Source organism: Stenotrophomonas terrae, assembly GCF_001431465.1.
In the GTDB taxonomy this organism is placed as follows: domain Bacteria; phylum Pseudomonadota; class Gammaproteobacteria; order Xanthomonadales; family Xanthomonadaceae; genus Stenotrophomonas; species Stenotrophomonas terrae.
In genome coordinates this window covers 39,567-55,216 of sequence record NZ_LDJJ01000026.1, presented here as the reverse complement: position 1 = coordinate 55,216, position 15,650 = coordinate 39,567, and the positions used below count along the sequence as shown (strand labels likewise).

The 15,650-nt window shown below is 64.6% G+C and carries 16 protein-coding genes; 4 read left to right on the top strand and 12 right to left on the bottom strand.

Annotated features, from left to right (window positions below):
* Window positions 1–95: 95 nt before the first annotated feature.
* Window positions 96–1,079, bottom strand: a complete 984-nt coding sequence (locus ABB27_RS08065; RefSeq protein ID WP_083491209.1) for a GGDEF domain-containing protein — start codon at window positions 1,077–1,079, stop codon at window positions 96–98.
* 120 nt (window positions 1,080–1,199) lie between these two features.
* Here ABB27_RS08065 and lexA point away from each other — a divergent pair, with 120 nt between their 5' ends.
* From lexA to ABB27_RS08045, 4 genes are read left to right on the top strand one after another with little or no spacing between them, the layout of a single operon-like run.
* On the top strand, window positions 1,200–1,808 hold the full coding sequence (gene lexA / locus ABB27_RS08060) for a transcriptional repressor LexA (protein WP_211263690.1): 609 nt from the start codon (window positions 1,200–1,202) through the stop codon (window positions 1,806–1,808).
* Complete coding sequence (gene imuA, locus ABB27_RS08055) at window positions 1,808–2,428, top strand: translesion DNA synthesis-associated protein ImuA (protein WP_057628156.1); 621 nt, start codon at window positions 1,808–1,810, stop codon at window positions 2,426–2,428. Before lexA ends, imuA begins: the two co-directional genes overlap by 1 nt.
* Before the next feature lie 3 nt (window positions 2,429–2,431).
* Window positions 2,432–3,853 (top strand): Y-family DNA polymerase, encoded by a 1,422-nt coding sequence (locus ABB27_RS08050; RefSeq protein WP_057628154.1) that lies wholly within the window; start codon window positions 2,432–2,434, stop codon window positions 3,851–3,853.
* A complete protein-coding gene (locus tag ABB27_RS08045; RefSeq protein ID WP_057628152.1) occupies window positions 3,850–6,939 on the top strand; it encodes an error-prone DNA polymerase in 3,090 nt (1,029 codons plus the stop codon). Before ABB27_RS08050 ends, ABB27_RS08045 begins: the two co-directional genes overlap by 4 nt.
* Before the next feature lie 35 nt (window positions 6,940–6,974).
* Here ABB27_RS08045 and fliP read toward each other — a convergent pair whose 3' ends face one another.
* The 11 genes from fliP to fliG all read right to left on the bottom strand — a co-directional run bounded on the left by fliP (window position 6,975) and on the right by fliG (window position 15,644).
* Window positions 6,975–7,697, bottom strand: coding sequence for a flagellar type III secretion system pore protein FliP (fliP, locus tag ABB27_RS08040; RefSeq protein ID WP_425477512.1), 723 nt, complete (start codon window positions 7,695–7,697; stop codon window positions 6,975–6,977).
* Between the two features lie 74 nt (window positions 7,698–7,771).
* Window positions 7,772–8,179, bottom strand: coding sequence for a flagellar biosynthetic protein FliO (gene fliO / locus ABB27_RS08035; RefSeq protein WP_057628148.1), 408 nt, complete (start codon window positions 8,177–8,179; stop codon window positions 7,772–7,774).
* Complete coding sequence (gene fliN, locus ABB27_RS08030; protein WP_057628146.1) at window positions 8,176–8,523, bottom strand: flagellar motor switch protein FliN; 348 nt, start codon at window positions 8,521–8,523, stop codon at window positions 8,176–8,178. Before fliN ends, fliO begins: the two co-directional genes overlap by 4 nt.
* A complete protein-coding gene (gene fliM, locus ABB27_RS08025; RefSeq protein WP_057628144.1) occupies window positions 8,516–9,532 on the bottom strand; it encodes a flagellar motor switch protein FliM in 1,017 nt (338 codons plus the stop codon). The genes fliN and fliM overlap by 8 nt, the downstream gene beginning before the upstream one ends.
* 9 nt (window positions 9,533–9,541) lie before the next feature.
* Entirely contained in the window at window positions 9,542–10,057 is a 516-nt protein-coding gene (locus ABB27_RS08020; RefSeq protein ID WP_057628166.1) for a flagellar basal body-associated FliL family protein, read from the bottom strand.
* Between the two features lie 202 nt (window positions 10,058–10,259).
* Entirely contained in the window at window positions 10,260–10,730 is a 471-nt protein-coding gene (locus ABB27_RS20490; protein ID WP_083491208.1) for an REP-associated tyrosine transposase, read from the bottom strand.
* A gap of 388 nt (window positions 10,731–11,118) precedes the next feature.
* Window positions 11,119–12,192 (bottom strand): flagellar hook-length control protein FliK, encoded by a 1,074-nt coding sequence (locus ABB27_RS08015; RefSeq protein WP_057628142.1) that lies wholly within the window; start codon window positions 12,190–12,192, stop codon window positions 11,119–11,121.
* On the bottom strand, window positions 12,189–12,641 hold the full coding sequence (fliJ, locus tag ABB27_RS08010; RefSeq protein WP_057628140.1) for a flagellar export protein FliJ: 453 nt from the start codon (window positions 12,639–12,641) through the stop codon (window positions 12,189–12,191). Before fliJ ends, ABB27_RS08015 begins: the two co-directional genes overlap by 4 nt.
* Entirely contained in the window at window positions 12,638–14,023 is a 1,386-nt protein-coding gene (locus ABB27_RS08005) for a FliI/YscN family ATPase (RefSeq protein WP_057628137.1), read from the bottom strand. The genes fliJ and ABB27_RS08005 overlap by 4 nt, the downstream gene beginning before the upstream one ends.
* Complete coding sequence (locus ABB27_RS08000) at window positions 14,020–14,661, bottom strand: FliH/SctL family protein (protein ID WP_057628135.1); 642 nt, start codon at window positions 14,659–14,661, stop codon at window positions 14,020–14,022. The genes ABB27_RS08005 and ABB27_RS08000 overlap by 4 nt, the downstream gene beginning before the upstream one ends.
* Window positions 14,658–15,644 carry a flagellar motor switch protein FliG gene (fliG, locus tag ABB27_RS07995; RefSeq protein ID WP_057628133.1) on the bottom strand — a complete coding sequence of 329 codons (987 nt, stop codon included), beginning with the start codon at window positions 15,642–15,644 and terminating at the stop codon, window positions 14,658–14,660. The genes ABB27_RS08000 and fliG overlap by 4 nt, the downstream gene beginning before the upstream one ends.
* Window positions 15,645–15,650: the final 6 nt, after the last annotated feature.

Below are 15,650 nucleotides of genomic sequence, written 5' to 3'. Positions count from 1 at the left end.
CAGAAGCCAGAGCAGAAGCAGAAGCCAAAGTCACAAGCGAAGCCGAAGCAAAGCCACAGAAATAGCAACAACCAAAACCAACATCAAAACAGCCGCTACTCAGCTACCACCACGTTGTTGCGCCCCTGGGCCTTGGCCGCATACAGCGCAGCATCGGCGCGCGCGAACCAGTCCTGCCAACGTTGCTCGCCTGCATACATCGCCGCGCCCGCCGAGATGGTGATGCGGCCACCGGGGCCGCGCAGCGATTGATAGACCATCTTGCGCAGGCGCTCGCTGAAGCGGGCCAGCGCTTCGCGGCTGCCGGTGTCAACCAGGATCACGAACTCCTCGCCACCAAAGCGGAATACCTGGTCGTTTTCGCGCAATTCAAAACGCAGGATCGCGGCCAGGTCGGACAGGGCGATGTCGCCCGCGCCGTGACCGTAGCGGTCGTTGACCTCTTTGAAATTATCAATATCGATCACCACCAGGCCTTGCCGGAAGCGCTCGGCACGCATGCCGTCTATATGCGCCTGCAAGGATTTCTCCAGCGCCCGCCGGTTGGGAACGCCGGTCAGCGCATCCAGCGATGCCAGCATTTCCAGGCGTGTGCGGTCGCCTTGCAGGCGATGCGAGAAGTGGTAGCCAAAGCCGAAAACCAACACCATCACGATCAGCGACTGCAGTTGTGCCGGTTGGCCCAGCAACAGGCCCGGCATCAGCAGCAGGCCGGCGACCAGCATCAGGTTGAGCGGGGTGGCGATCTGATTGCGGACGATGAAGAAATTCGACATCAGTACCAGGTAGGTCCACGGCAGGGCGTCGCTGCCCAGCTGCCAGGCAGAGAGCAGGCAGCCACTCACGGTGGCCACGCACAGCAACACGCCACCAAGCTCCAGGCGCGGTTGGCGCTGATGGATCCATACGCTGGCCAGCAGGGCCAGCACGGCCAACACGCCGCTGATGGCGGCAGCAAGGCGCTCGCCGTCAAACCACAGCCATAGCGCAAAACACAGCAAGGCCAGCGTGGTTACCGGGGCGATGGTGCGCAGTGGCACGCTGCGCAATGCCTGTGGCAAGGACGGATACGGTTTCATGGGGACTTTGGGGTCCATATGGCGCGAAAGATAGCAGCGGCACCGTGTTTTCCACATTCACCTGAATAGAGGCGCTTAGCCTCTGGCGGGCTTTGTGTAGATGGAGTACAAATGTACTCCATGACTGACCTCAGCCCCCGCCGTGCCGCCATCCTTGGCTATATCCGTGACCAGGTGAATGGGCACGGGCAATCGCCGTCCCTGGCCGAAATCGCCAGCGCCTGCGGCCTGGCCTCGCGTGGGGCGGCGCGCAAGCATGTGCTGGCCTTGAGCGAGGCCGGGCTGATCGAAGTGGCTGCCGGTCAGGCACGCGGGATCCGCCCTGCGGGCCAGTCGGCGCGTGCCGAGCTGCTGCAGGTGCCTATTCTGGGGCGGGTTGCCGCAGGTGCACCGATCGGTGCCGATGCCGGGCTGGTCGATACGCTGGCGCTGGATGAACGGCTGTTTGCGATGCGCCCGGACTACCTGCTGCGCGTGCAGGGCGATTCGATGATCGACGACGGTATTTTCGATGGTGATCTGGTCGGGGTCAGGCGCAGCAGTGATGCGCGCAACGGGCAGACCGTGGTTGCCCGGCTGGATGGCGAGTTGACCATCAAGCGGCTCGCGCGTAGCGGCGCATCGTTGCGTCTGCTGCCGCGCAATCCGGCCTATGCGCCGATTGAAGTGCAACCCGATCAGGACTTTGCCGTCGAAGGTGTTTTCTGTGGCCTGGTGCGGCGCGGCTGATGGGCGCGGTGGTTGCCCTTGATAGCCTGCTGCATGAGCGCCGGGTCTGGCGCGGCCGACCTGCGCCGTTGCCGGCCAGCCGCCAGCCCACCGGCTATGCGCAACTGGATGCAGCGTTGCCGACCGGCGGGTGGCCAGAATCGGCGCTGAGCGAAATCCTGCTGCCTGCCGAAGGTGTGGGTGAACTGCGCCTGCTGTGGCCAAGCCTGGCACGGCTGACCCAAGCCGGCGAGCGTGTGGTGCTGGTGGCACCGCCCCATATTCCGTATGCACCGGCCTGGCAGGCGGCGGGCATCGACCTGCGCCAGTTGCAGGTGGTGCAGGCGGCCGATCAGCGCGATGCGCTCTGGGCCACCGAACAATGCCTGCGTTCGGGTAGCTGCGGTGCCGTGCTGTGCTGGCCGCAGCTGGCCGAAGACAAGGCCTTGCGGCGGCTGCAGGTGGCGGCCGAATCCGGGCAGACCCTGGGCTTTGCCAGCCGGCCGTTGCAGGCGGCAAAAAATCCTTCGCCTGCGGCGCTGCGTATCGCCATCGATGCACAGCCGGCGCAGCTGCGGGTATTGAAGTGCCGCGGTGGCATGGTGCCTTCGCGGCCGCTGCCCTTTGCCCGGGGGCAGTAAGCCATGCGGTGGGCGTGCATTTTATTGCCACATCTGGCCATGGATGGCGTGTTGCGCGGCTGCGCCGAGCCGGCAGCGGCACGGGTGCTGATCAGCGGGCCGAGCCAGCGGCGGGTAGTGCATGCGGTCAATCCGGCAGCGGCAGCGCTGGGCTTGAAGGCAGGGCAATCGCTGGTGACGGCGCAGGCACTGGCAACCGGGTTCGAGATACATGCGCATGAGCCCGATGCGCAGTCGGAGTGGCATCGGTTTCTGGCGGCCTGGGCGTATCAGTTCAGCTCGCAGGTAAGTCTGCAGTATGCGCAGGCCTTGATCATCGAGATCGAACACAGCCTGGCGCTGTTTGGGCCATGGCCGAAGTTCGAAGCACGTCTACGGCAGGAACTGGGCGCACTGGGTTTCCGCCATCGGATCGCCTTGGCCCCCAATCCGGTCGCAGCCCGCGCCCTGGCCAATGCCGGTGATGGCATATGCGTGGATGAGGCTGGGTTGCTGGCATTGCTTGGCCAGTTGCCGGTGGCGCGCGCCGGCTTTGGTGCCAGCGCATCGGGGGCTTTCGCGCGCATGGGCATCCGCACCGTCAAACAGTTGCAGGCTTTGCCACGGGCCAGCATCAATCGGCGCTTTGCACCGGAGGTGCTGCGGCAGCTGGATGCCTTGCTGGGTGAGAGGCCTTTCGTATTGCAGCCGTACCAGCCGCCGGATGTTTTTGAGCTGCGTATCGAGCTGGGTTACGAGGTGGAGTCTTCGCAGGCGCTGCTGTTTCCGCTGCGGCGTTTGACCTCCGATCTGGCGGCGTTTCTGGCCGGACGTGATGGCAGCGTGCAGCGTTTTGCACTGTTGTTGGAACACGAGGACCGGCCAGCCACCACGGTGGAAATCGGTCTGCTTGCGGCCGAACGTGATGCCAGCCTGTTGTTCGAGATTGCCCGCAGCCGTCTGGAGCAGGCCAAGCTGCCGGCGCCGGTGCGCCAGTTCGGTTTGCGCGCCGATCAATTGCCGGCCTTCGTCCCCGAGCACCGTGAGTTGTTCGACACCCGCCCGCAGCAGAGCATGCCGTGGGAGCAGTTGCGCGAACGCTTGCGCGCGCGCTTGGGCGACCAATCCGTGCACGGGCTGCGCGTACATGCCGATCATCGGCCCGAACATGCCTGGCGCGGCGAGGCCGCCCCAGCTGCAGCTGCAACCGCCGATAGCCTACCGTCACCAGTGCGGCCTGGATGGTTGCTGCGCACGCCGCAACCCTGGCCGGGGGCAAGCCCGGAATTGTTGTCGGCCCCGGAGCGGATTGAAAGCGGCTGGTGGGATGGCGACGACGTGCGCCGTGACTACTACCGTGTCAGCACCCGCTTCGGCCAGCAGGCCTGGGCCTGGCGCGAGGTAGGCGGCGAGGGCGGTTTCATGCTGCAGGGCTGGTTCGCATGAGTGCCGGTTACGCCGAACTGCATTGCCTGTCCGCCTTCAGTTTCCAGCGCGGTGCATCGACTGCGGATGAGCTATTCGCACGGGCCAAGGCGCATGGCTACAAAGCGCTGGCCATCACCGACGAATGCACGCTGGCCGGCATCGTCCGGGCCTGGCGTGCGTCGAAGGAAACCGGATTGCCACTGATTGTTGGTAGCGAAATCCAGCTGGAGAACGGACCGAGGCTGGTCCTGCTGGTGGAAAATGCCGCCGGTTATCAGGCCTTGTGCTGGCTGATCACGCAGGGCCGCCGACGCGCGGAGAAAGGCGAATACCGCTTGCTGGCCGACGACCTGGCCGCGGTTGATCGCAGCGGCTTGTTGGCGCTGTGGTTGCCTGGCGTGCAACCGCAGTCTGCAGAAGCCATGCAGTTGCGGCAGTGGTTTCCACAGCGCTGCTGGATTGCTGTGGAGTTGCACCACGGTGCCGATGACGATGCACGCCTGCAGCAGCTGCGGCAACTGGGCGAAGAGCTGCAACTGCCGCTGGTGGCGGCCGGTGACGTGCATATGCATGCGCGCGGACGACGCGCGTTGCAGGATGTGATGACTGCCGTCCGCCATCGGGTCACCGTTGCCGAAGCCGGGCAGCGCCTGTTTGCCAATGGCGAGCGGCACCTGCGTACGCTGTCGGCGCTGCAGGCGATCTACCCCGCCGAACTGCTGCAGCACAGCCTGTGCATCGCCCGGCGTTGTGCCGGGTTTGATCTGAAAGAGGCGGTGAACTACCAGTATCCGAGCGAGGTGGTGCCTGCCGGTTATACGGCGCAGTGCTGGTTGGCGGAGCTGGTGGCACGCGGCGCGCGCAAGCGCTGGCCGGAAGGCGCGACGCCTGCAGCACAGGCGCTGATCGAAAAAGAACTGGGCCTGATCGCCAAGAAGAAATACGCCTCCTACTTCCTCACCGTGCATGATCTGGTGGCCCATGCACGCAGCATCGGCATCCTTTGCCAGGGCCGTGGCTCGGCGGCCAATTCGGTGGTGTGCTTCGTGCTGGGCATCACCGAGCTGGATCCCTCGCACAGCTATCTTTTGTTCGAACGTTTCATCTCGGATGACCGCGATGAGCCGCCGGATATCGACGTTGACTTCGAGCATGAGCGGCGCGAGGAAGTCATCCAGTACGTGTTTTCGCGCTATGGCCGCGAACGTGCCGCCCTGGCGGCGGTGGCCACCCAGTACGGTGGGCGCGGTGCACTGCGCGACGTGGCGCGGGTATTGGGCATGCCGGGCGATGTGATCACCCAGCTCACTTCCTGCATCGGCCACTGGTCGGACAGCATCCCCGATGCCGAGCGGCTGCGCGAACACGGCTTTGACCCGGACAGCCCGCTGCTGCGGCGCATCCTGATACTGGCCAACGAGCTGGTCGATTTCCCGCATTATCTATCCCAGCATCCGGGTGGCTTTGTCATTTCCGAGCGCGCCCTGCACAGCATGGTGCCGGTGGAGAACGCGGCGATGGACGCTCGCACGGTGATCCAGTGGGACAAGGATGACTTGGAAACCCTGGGGCTGATGAAGGTCGATGTGCTGGCGCTGGGCATGCTCACCGCAGTGCGGCGCTGCTTCGACCTGATCGAGCGTTATCGCGGCCGGCACTACACCCTGGCGACGATTCCGCAGGAAGACAAACCCACCTACGACATGATCAGCCGCGCCGATACGGTGGGCGTATTCCAGATTGAATCGCGTGCGCAGATGGCGATGCTGCCGCGGCTGCGGCCGCAGACCTTCTACGATCTGGTGGTTGAAGTGGCCATTGTCCGCCCCGGCCCGATCCAGGGCGACATGGTGCATCCCTACCTGCGCCGGCGTACCGGTGAGGAGCTGGTCAGCTATCCATCCGAAGCCCTGAAGGAGGTGCTCAAACGCACCTTGGGCGTGCCGCTGTTCCAGGAGCAGGTGATGCAGATCGCAATGGTCGCCGCCGGTTACAACGCCAGCGAAGCCGATGGCCTGCGCCGTTCAATGGCGGCATGGAAGCGCCACGGCGGCCTGGAACCACATCGGGTAAAGCTGACTGAGGGCATGCTGGATCGCGGCTATCCGCTGGACTTTGCCGAACGCATCTTCGAACAGATAAAGGGCTTCGGCAGCTACGGTTTTCCGGAAAGCCACGCTGCCAGTTTCGCGCTGATCGCCTATGCCAGCAGCTGGTTGAAATGCCACCATCCAGCCGAGTTCACCTGTGCGCTGCTCAACAGCCAGCCTATGGGCTTCTACAGTGCGGACCAGTTGCTGCAGGACGTGCGCCGGCATGGCGTGGCGACGCGGCCACTGGATGTACGTTACAGCGGCTGGGAGTGTTCGCTGGAATGGGAGCGCGACAACCAGCGTCTGGCGATCCGGCTGGGCTTCTGCCTGGTGCGCGGCTTCAATGCCGAAGACGCATTGCGTATCGAGCAGGCCAGGGCGCAGGACGCGTTCACCGATATCGCCGACTTGTGCCGGCGTGCGGATCTGGATGCGCGCGCACGTGCCTTGTTGGCCGATGCCGGTGCCTTGCGCGGCATGGCCGGCAACCGCCATCGCGCACGTTGGGCGATTGCCGGCGTGGAAGACCAGCGGCCGCTGTTCGACGATCAGCCGGCGACGGCGGAGGCCGATGTTGCCTTGCCGATGCCCAGCGTCGGCGAGGATCTCAACGCGGACTACGCCTTGCTGGGAACCACCTTGGAGCTGCATCCGCTTGCCCGCCTGCGCAGCCAGCTGCGCGCGCGGCGCTGCCGCAGTTCCCGGGATCTGGAAAGCATGCGCAGTACCGGCAATGTGCTGGTGGCCGGCTTGGTGCGCGGCCGGCAGCGGCCGGCGACCGCCAGCGGGGTTACCTTCATCACGTTGGAGGACGAGTTTGGCCAGATCAATGTGGTGGTCTGGCGGCAGCTGGCTGAACGCCAACGGCAGATATTCCTGGAATCACGGCTGATGCAGGTCAGTGGTCGTCTGGAAGCCGAAAACGGCGTGCGTCATCTGATCGCACGCCGCCTGGATGATCTGTCCTCGCTGCTGGGCAGCCTGGACGTGCGCAGCCGCGATTTCCACTGAGGCCGGGCCTGTTTGTTCCCAGGCCCGGGGTGCGCTCAGACGGCGTTGAAACTTGCCGCCAAGGTGCCCACCACCAGCACCCAACCGTCGACCAGCACGAACAGCAATATCTTGAACGGGGCCGAGACCAGCATCGGTGACAGCATCATCATGCCCATCGACATCAGCACGCTGGACACCACCAGGTCGATGATGACGAACGGGATGAAGATCAGGAAGCCGATTTCGAAGGCGGTCTTCAGCTCGCTGGTGACGAAGGAGGCAACCAGCACCGGGAAGGGGATGGCATCCGGGCTGGCGTAAGGGCCTTGCCCGGCCAGGCCGGCGAAGGTCATCAGGTCGGTCTCACGTACCTGCGCCAGCATGAAGGCGCGAAGCGGCGCGGTGGTCAGCTGCCAGGCAGTCTGGAAATCGATCTTGCCATCCAGATACGGCGCCATGCCGGTGGACCACGACTTGTCCCAGACCGGCATCATGATCATCGCGGTCAGGAACAGCGCCAACCCGAGCAGGATCTGGTTGGAAGGCGTCTGCCCGGTGCCCAGCGCCTGGCGCAGAAGGCCAAGCACGATGATGATGCGGGTGAAGGCGGTGAGCACCAGCAGCATCGATGGCAGCAGGGTGATCGCCGTCATCAACAGCAGGGTCTGCAGCGGCAGGCTGACCGGCGCGCCGCCGATCTTGCCGACATTCACGTCCGGCAGCGCCGGCATCTGCGGGCCGGGCGCGGCCCATGCAAACAACGGCAATGCCAGCATCGCCAGCAGTAGCAGCAGCTGCCAGCAGGTGCGTGAGTTCAAACCGCTTGAATTGAAGCGTTGGCCCGACATGATCAGGAGTCCTTGCGCAGTTTCTGTGCCAGCAACTGGGCGAAATTCGGTAATTGTTTGAGATTGGGCAGGGCCGGCGCAGGTGTCTGCGGCAACGGCTCAGGCAGCTGGTGCAGGGTGCTGATGCCGCCGGCGGTGATGCCCAGCAGCAGCTGCTGGCCATTGACGTCGACCACCACCACACGCTCCTTGGCACCGACGTTGATGCTGGCCACCACCTTCAAGCCCTCGGCCGGCCGGAAGGCGCCGCCCGGCATGCGCTTGAGCAGCCAGCCCAGGCCGATGATCAGGCCCAGCACCAGCAGCAGGGTGAAGAACGCACCGAACAGGCCGGGTGCACTGGCCGCATGCTGGCCAACCGGCGTGGCCGCCTTGGCGGCCGGCGCGGCATAGGCGAGCAATGCGATCAACGCAGTCTCCGGATGCGCTCGCTGGGGCTGACCACATCGGTCAGTCGCACGCCGAAGCGATCATTGATGACCACCACTTCGCCATGCGCGATCAAGGTGCCGTTGACGAACACGTCCAGCGATTCACCGGCGCCGCGTTCCAGTTCCACCACCGAGCCCTGGTTGAGCTGCAGCAGGTTGCGGATCGGCAGGCGCGCGCGGCCGACTTCCAGCGACAGGGTCACCGGGACGTCGAGGATGACGTCCAGGTCCAGATCGGTACTGATGCCGTTGTCGGCCTGCAGGTTGGCGAACTGCGCCGGCGCTGCGACGGTTTCGGTTTCGGGGGATTGGTTGTCATTCATCGGTGTTTTCCTGAATCACGGGGACGCTCGGGCGCTTTCCCGGAGGATGGGTAGCAGTGATCTTGATGGCGTTGCGGTCGTTGGAGACGCCAAACTCGCCGGTGAATACCGGGATGCCTTCCACGCACAGCGGCACCTGCTTGGGCATCTCGATCGGCAGCACATCGCCGATCTTCAGCTTGGTCAGCTCGCGCAGGCTCATGCGGCGCTTGGCCAGCACGCTGGACAGCTCGACTTCGGCGGTATCCAGCTGCTCGCGCAGCATGATGGCCCAACTTTCGTCGCGGTCGTTGCGATCGCTCTGGATGCCGGCATCCAGCAGTTCGCGGATGGGCTCCAGCATCGAGTACGGCAGGGTGATGTGGATGTCGCCGCCGCCGCTGTCCAGCTCGACATGGAAGCGACTGACCACCACGTATTCGCGCGGGCTGACGATGTTGGCGAAGTGCGGGTTGATCTCGGAGTTGATGTAGTCGAAATCGACGTTCATCACCGGGCCCCAGGCTTCGCGCAGATCGGTGAAGGTCTGCTTGAGCATCAGCTGGATCACGCGCATTTCGGTGGCGGTGAACTCGCGGCCTTCGATGCGGGTGGGGTAGCGGCCATCACCGCCGAAGAAGTTGTCGACGATGGCGAACACCAGGGTCGGCTCGAACACGATCAGGCCGGTGCCGCGCAGTGGCTTGAAGCGGATCAGGTTGAGGTTGGTCGGCACGTACAACGAGTGCAGGTAGTCGCCGAACTTGATCAGCTCGATACCGCGTACCGACAACTCGGCCGAGCGGCGGATCAGGTTGAACAGGCCGATGCGCCACAAGCGTGCGAAACGCTCATTGACCATTTCCAGGGTCGGCATGCGTCCACGGATGATGCGGTCCTGGCTGGCGAAGTCATAGGAACGCGCTTCGCCCGGTGCCGCCGCAGGCTCGGCGGTATTGACCGAGCCGGAATCCACGCCATGCAGCAGGGCGTCGATTTCGTCTTGGGACAGCAGGTCGTTGATGCTCATCGTGGCGCCTTACTGGGTCACAAAGCTGGTGAACAACAATTCGTCGGCGCTGTTCTGGCCGGTCTCGGTCTTCATCAGCTTCTGTACTTCGGCCAACGCGGCGGCCTGCAGTTTTTCCTTGCCGGCGCGGTCGGCGATCTGGGTCGGCTCGACCTGCGAGAACAGCATCAATAATTTGGCGCGGATGGCCGGCGCATGGGTCTGCAGCGCGGTCAGGGCCAGCGGGTCGCGGGTCATCAGCTGCACTTCGACCTGCAGGTAGCGCGGGCCGTCGATGGGACCACTGAGGTTGACCACGAACGCCGGGTCCAGCGCGAAGTACTGTGCCGGCGCCGGTGTTTTGGCAGCGGTGGCCTTGGTGGCCGCGGCATCGGCCTTGCCCTGGGTGAAATACCAGACGCCGCCGCCGGCAGCAGCGGCGGCAAATACGGCGACCAGGGCGGGGACCAACAACGAGCGCCGCGGTTTGCTTGCCGCTTCCTTGGTGGGTTCAGCTTTGCGGTTTTTATCAGCGGCAACGGCCACGTGGAGCTCCTCAGGATTGCTGCCCAAGCAGATGCAAGGGCCGTGCCGGAGGATGTGAATGGGCAGATGGCGGGAAATTGACGCGGGTGGGGAGGGGCGGGTTTGTGGGATGTGTGGTTTGTGGGAGCGGCGTCAGCCGCGAAGCTGAGCATCTGACAGATCACCAGCTTCGCGGCTGACGCCGCTCCCACAAAGGCAGGGCCTAGATCCACACCGCATTCCAGTAGGGGTATCCGCGAGGCGAACTCGCCAGCCCGGCGCGGACCGGATTCATGATGATGTAGCGGGCAGTCGCCTTTAGATCGTGATCCTCGCGTGCGGCGCGGTCATGAAAGCCAGGTGCCCAAATGGGGCGAGTAATCGAGGCGGGCAGGGTTCGCGCGGTATTGGCTTTGATACTTCGTACCAATGTACTGAGATGGGTGTGGGCACCCAGTTGAACCAGACCGTGCCAGTGATCCGGCATCAGTACCCAGGCCAATAAGCGTGCGTCGCGCCAAAGTAGTGGGTGATACAAGGCTTGGCAGATGTGTGATGCCAGCGAGAAATCCTGGAACAGTGGCTGGCGACCCAACGTGGTGAACGTGACCAGATATACGTGGCCGGGTACGGATACTCGGCCTGTGCGAAGGGTTTTGGAGCCTGGCTTTGGGTTGGTTGCTGGTAGCGCCATCAACGCAGAATTGCACTGCGATTTCTCAAATTCTGTCAGCGCAATGATCGTTTGTAGATGGGCGGATGGATTGCCAGCTTCGCGGTTTACACCGCTCCCACAGGAGTGCATCGGCGCTGTGGGAGCGGCGTCAGCTGCGAAGCTTGGAGTGTTTCAGATTCTCAGCTTCGCGGTTTACACCGTTCCCACAAGAAGTGAATCGGCGCTGTGGGAACGGCGTCAGCCGCGAAGCTCGGAGCGTTTCAGATTCTCAGCTTCGCGGTTTACACCGCTCCCACAAGAGTGCATCGGCGCTGTTGGAGCGGCGTCAGCCGCGAAGCTCGGAGTGTTTCAGATTTTCAGCTTCGCGGTTCACACCGCTCCCACAAAGTCACTTTCTTGCAGGGCTTCAGGCATAGGCATCGAGCAGGCCGCGCAGGCGTAGGTTCTGGCTGCTTGCCATTGGCAGGTCGGTGCCATCGTGTGGGCTGCCGGTGGCCAAGCCACTGCCGGCTTCGTTTTGGTCGTTCTGTTGCTGCGAGCTGGATTGCTGGCCTACATCGGCATGGCTCAACTGCAGGCCTTGTTCGCCCAGCATTTCGCGCAGGCGCGGCAGGCTGCTTTCCAGGGCGTGGCGGACGTCGGCGTGGGCGCTGCTGAAACTGGCGTGGACGCGGTCGCCGTCCAGTTGCAGCTTCACGTCGATCTGGCCCATGTTTTCCGGGTTGATGCGGATATGCGCATGGCCGATCTTCTGCTCGGCCAGCCAGCCGACACGCGCGCCGATGGCCTCGTCGAAGTCGCCGGCATTCAGATCCGGGGTCGGCGTGGGCGCGGTGATGCTGCTGGCCGGGGCAGTGCTGCGTACTTCCTGCAAGGCCTGGTTCTGTAGCAGCGACGCAAACGCGGCAGGTGCAGGTGCGTCGACATCGAGGTTGAGCTCGCCGCCATCATCGTTGGCAGCCGCTGTCATCGGCAACGTCAACTCCGCTGTGACGTCATCGCTGCTCGGGGCTGCCGCTGGCGTGGCGCCAGCAACTGCAGCTGCAGTGCCAGGCAGGGCCGGGGTTGCGCCCGTAGCGGGAGCTGCCGGTGCCGCCTGCTGGGTGGCGGCGGCCAGCGCTGCGGGCAATTGCGCTGCCGGTTCCGGAGCTGGCACAACGATTGCCGACAAGCCAAACGGCGGCCAGGGCGCATCGGTGTCCGTGCCTGCTGCCTCGGGCTTGTCGTCATCACCGGCACTGCTGGTGGTTGTGCTGGCCTGCTCGGTGCTGGCCTCGCTGGCGCTGTCGTCGGCGCGTGCTTCCTTGGCCGGCGCCGGGTCATTGCTGGCTGGCTTGCTGGCTGCGGGCTTCTGCGTGGCGGGCTTGCTGTTGAGCATTGCATCGAAGCCGCTGTCGGCGTTCTTGTCGGTGCTGCTGCGCGGCGCGCTGTTGCTGTCGACGTTGCCGGCAGAGGAGAGCGCTGAGGGGAGGATATTCATTGGCTTTCTCCTTCGCCCTCGGTCTTCTTCAGGCGTGCGCGGCGGGCGCCGATATCATCCATCTCGCGTTGATCGCGGCGGTCGGCCACCTGCTTTTCCTGCGCCCGGTAGCTGGCAGCGAGCTGTTCAAGCACGGCCTTGTCGCGGCTGGCCAGCAGCAGGCGCGCGCGCTCGGCTTCAACGCGTTCCTGGTTGCTGTCCACGGTCTTGCTTTGTGCTTCGACCGCGTTGTCGAGGCGGTCGAGGAAGGCACGGCGGTTGAGCAGCTGGGCGGCGCTGGTGGTGGCCAGCTGCGCGTTGGCGTATTCCTCGGCGTACTGGCGCAGCTCGGAGAGGCGCGACTGATGCATGTCCAAGGCCTGCTGGCGTTCGGCCAGGGCTTTGGCGACTTCATCTTCGCGGTCCTGCGCGCGGCGCAGCAGCGGATCCAGGCGGCGGCTAGGGCTCATGCGGGCGTCTCACTATCTACCAGTTGGTGCAATGCATTCAGGCTATGGCCCAGGTCGGCGGCGTTGTGCACGTCCTGACCAAGGAATTCCATGATCTCCGGCCAACGATCCAGCGCCTCGTCGGTGAGCGGATCATTGCCGCGCTGGTAGGCGCCGATCGCGATCAGGTCGCGGTTGGCCGTATAGGCCGACACCAGCTGTTTGAGCTTGCGGATGCGGGCGCGCCAGACGTCATCGGCGATGTCCTGGACCACGCGGCTGACCGAGGATTCGACGTCGATGGCCGGGTACAGGCCGCTGTCGGCAACGCGGCGCGACAGCAGGATGTGGCCATCGAGAATGGCACGCGCGGCATCGGCAATCGGGTCCTGCGGATCGTCACCTTCGGTGAGCACGGTATAGAACGCGGTGATCGAACCACGGCCTTTTGCGCCGTTGCCGGCGCGTTCCACCAATGCCGGCAGCTTGGCAAATACCGAGGGCGGATAGCCGCGGGTGGTAGGCGGTTCGCCCACCGACAGGCCGATTTCGCGCTGGGCCTGGGCAAAGCGGGTCAGCGAATCCATCAGCAACAATACGTTCAAGCCCTGGTCGCGGAACCACTCGGCGATGGCGGTCGCACGGTAGGCACCGTGCAGGCGTGCCAGCGGCGGCCGGTCGGCTGGACTGGCGACGACGACGGCACGGCGCAGGCCTTCTTCGCCCAGCGTGGATTCAACGAAGTCGCGGACTTCGCGGCCACGTTCACCGATCAGGCCAACCACGATCACGTCGGCGGCGGTGAAGCGGGTCATCATGCCCAGCAAGGTCGATTTGCCGACGCCAGAACCGGCGAACAGCCCCACACGCTGGCCGCGACCGATCGGCAGCAGCGCGTTGATCGCGCGCACACCGACGTCCAGTGGCTGGGTGATGGGTTCGCGTGCGAGCGGGTTGATGGACACGCCGGCCATGCCGACGACGCCTTCGGCGCGGATCGGGCCCTTGCCATCGAGCGGGATACCGTCGGAATCGATGACGCGGCCGAGCAGGCCTTCGCCGACTTCGACACCGCCGCGGCGGTAGGACGGCACCACGCGGGCATTGGGCAGCAGGCCATGCAGTTCGGCGCTGGGCATCAAATAGGTGCGGTCACCGGAAAAGCCGACGACCTCGGCATCGACCCAGCCGCCATCTATGATCTCGACCTTGCAGCTGGCACCCATCGGCGCTTCGCAGCCAACGGCTTCCAGGGTGAGGCCAACCGCGCGGCGCAGGATGCCTTCGCGGACCAGACCATGGCCACCGCCGGCATCGAGCGAGATGCCATCCAGACGCGCGGCCAGGCGAAGATTGCGGGCCGCTGCCCAATCGGCGGGGGCGGGCGAGGGCGTAGCGTTCATTGTGCGGCTCCGGCACGGCGCAGGACGGTGGCCAGGGCGGCACGCAGGCGTGCATCCAGGGTGCCGTCGACACGTACGGCTTCGGCGTGTACGCGCAGGTCGCCACGGCTGAGGCTGTGGTCGGGTACCAGGCGCTGGCCGGCTGGCAGCGTCAGCAGATTGCTGATGGCGGCGATATCGTCCGGATGCAGGCGGACTTCGACATCGCGGTTGGTGCCGCTGACAGTGTCCAGTGCTTCATCGATCAGATCCTTCAACAGCGACGGGTCCGCCTCGTAGGCGCGGCTGATCAGGGCGCCGGCGATGCGTACGGACAGTTCGCCGAGTGCGCCGACCACTTCATTTTCCAGACGTACCAGCGGGCGGCTGAAGTTGTCGAGGATGCCTTCGATCTGCGCGGTCAAACGGCGTACTTCGGCTTGACCCTGGGCGTAACCATCGGCGTGACCTTGCTGGAAACCTTCTTCCTGCGCGGCGTCGCGGATGGCCTGGATCTCCTCCAGTGTCGGCAGCTGCACCGGCGGCGGAGCGGGCTCGGCGACGATGGTTTCCAGCGCGTCCAGATCGATATCGTCCAGCACCGGCGTAACCGCCGGTGCATTGAGATCCGGTGCAAGCCAGCGCACGGCATTGTTCACAGCATGGCCTCCGCGGCACCGCCGAGGGTGATGGTGCCTTCATCGCCCATGCGCTTGACGATGGCGAGGATCTCGCGCTGTGCACCTTCCACATCGGACAGGCGCACCGGTCCGCGGGCTTCCATGTCTTCGAGCAGGATTTCGGCGGCACGCTGGGACATGTTGCGGGTGATCTTGTCGCGCACCTTGATGTCGGCACCGCGCAGGGCCAGGCCCAGGCGCTCGCCGCTGACTTCGCGCAGCACCAGCTGCATCTCGCGGTCGTCCAGATCCACCAGGTCGTCGAACACGAACATCAGGTCCTGGATGCGGCTGCCCAGCGGCGAATCGATACGGGCGATCTCGGTAAGGATGGCCTGGTCCTGGCCACCGTCCATGAAGTTGAGGATGTTGGCGGCACATTGCACGCCACCAATGTTCGACGACTTCAGGTTCTGGTTGCCGGCGAACTGGCGCTCCATGATCTCGTTGAGCTCGTTCAACGCGTTCGGCGGAATGCCGTCGAGAGTAGCGATACGCAGCAGCACGTCGACGCGGGTGCGCTCGGGCAGCAGCTTCAGCGCTTCGGCAGCCTGGTCGGTTTCCAGGTGGGCCATGACGATGGCGATGATCTGCGGGTGCTCGTTGCGCACCAGATCGGCGACCGCGCGCGGGTCCATCCACTTCAGCGCGTCCAGGCCGGTGGTATTGCGGCCGAGCAGGATGCGATCGATCAGATTGCTGGCTTTCTCATTGCCCAGCGCCTGCACCAGCATGTTGCGGATGTAGTCGTCCGAGCCAACGCTCAACGAGGTCTTGTTGCCCAGCTCGGCACCAAAATCATCCATCACTTTCTGCACCTGCTCACGGGTGACATCGGTGAGCGTGGCCATGGCGATGCCGATCTTCTGTACTTCCTTCGGTTCCATGTGGCGCAGCACTTCGGCCGCGTCGGTCTCGCCGAGCGACAGCAGCAGTACGGCGGCACGTTGCACGCCGGTCATCGGCAT

Bases quoted from the DNA above. Each gene is read 5' to 3' on its own strand.
- ABB27_RS08065 (WP_083491209.1), bottom strand. From the start codon at position 1,079: ATGAAACCGTATCCGTCCTTGCCACAGGCATTGCGCAGCGTGCCACTG.
- lexA (WP_211263690.1), top strand. From the start codon at position 1,200: ATGACTGACCTCAGCCCCCGCCGTGCCGCCATCCTTGGCTATATCCGT.
- imuA (WP_057628156.1), top strand. From the start codon at position 1,808: ATGGGCGCGGTGGTTGCCCTTGATAGCCTGCTGCATGAGCGCCGGGTC.
- ABB27_RS08050 (WP_057628154.1), top strand. From the start codon at position 2,432: ATGCGGTGGGCGTGCATTTTATTGCCACATCTGGCCATGGATGGCGTG.
- ABB27_RS08045 (WP_057628152.1), top strand. From the start codon at position 3,850: ATGAGTGCCGGTTACGCCGAACTGCATTGCCTGTCCGCCTTCAGTTTC.
- fliP (WP_425477512.1), bottom strand. From the start codon at position 7,697: ATGCTGGCATTGCCGTTGTTTGCATGGGCCGCGCCCGGCCCGCAGATG.
- fliN (WP_057628146.1), bottom strand. From the start codon at position 8,523: ATGAATGACAACCAATCCCCCGAAACCGAAACCGTCGCAGCGCCGGCG.
- fliM (WP_057628144.1), bottom strand. From the start codon at position 9,532: ATGAGCATCAACGACCTGCTGTCCCAAGACGAAATCGACGCCCTGCTG.
- ABB27_RS20490 (WP_083491208.1), bottom strand. From the start codon at position 10,730: ATGGCGCTACCAGCAACCAACCCAAAGCCAGGCTCCAAAACCCTTCGC.
- ABB27_RS08015 (WP_057628142.1), bottom strand. From the start codon at position 12,192: ATGAATATCCTCCCCTCAGCGCTCTCCTCTGCCGGCAACGTCGACAGC.
- fliJ (WP_057628140.1), bottom strand. From the start codon at position 12,641: ATGAGCCCTAGCCGCCGCCTGGATCCGCTGCTGCGCCGCGCGCAGGAC.
- ABB27_RS08005 (WP_057628137.1), bottom strand. From the start codon at position 14,023: ATGAACGCTACGCCCTCGCCCGCCCCCGCCGATTGGGCAGCGGCCCGC.
- fliG (WP_057628133.1), bottom strand. From the start codon at position 15,644: ATGACCGGCGTGCAACGTGCCGCCGTACTGCTGCTGTCGCTCGGCGAG.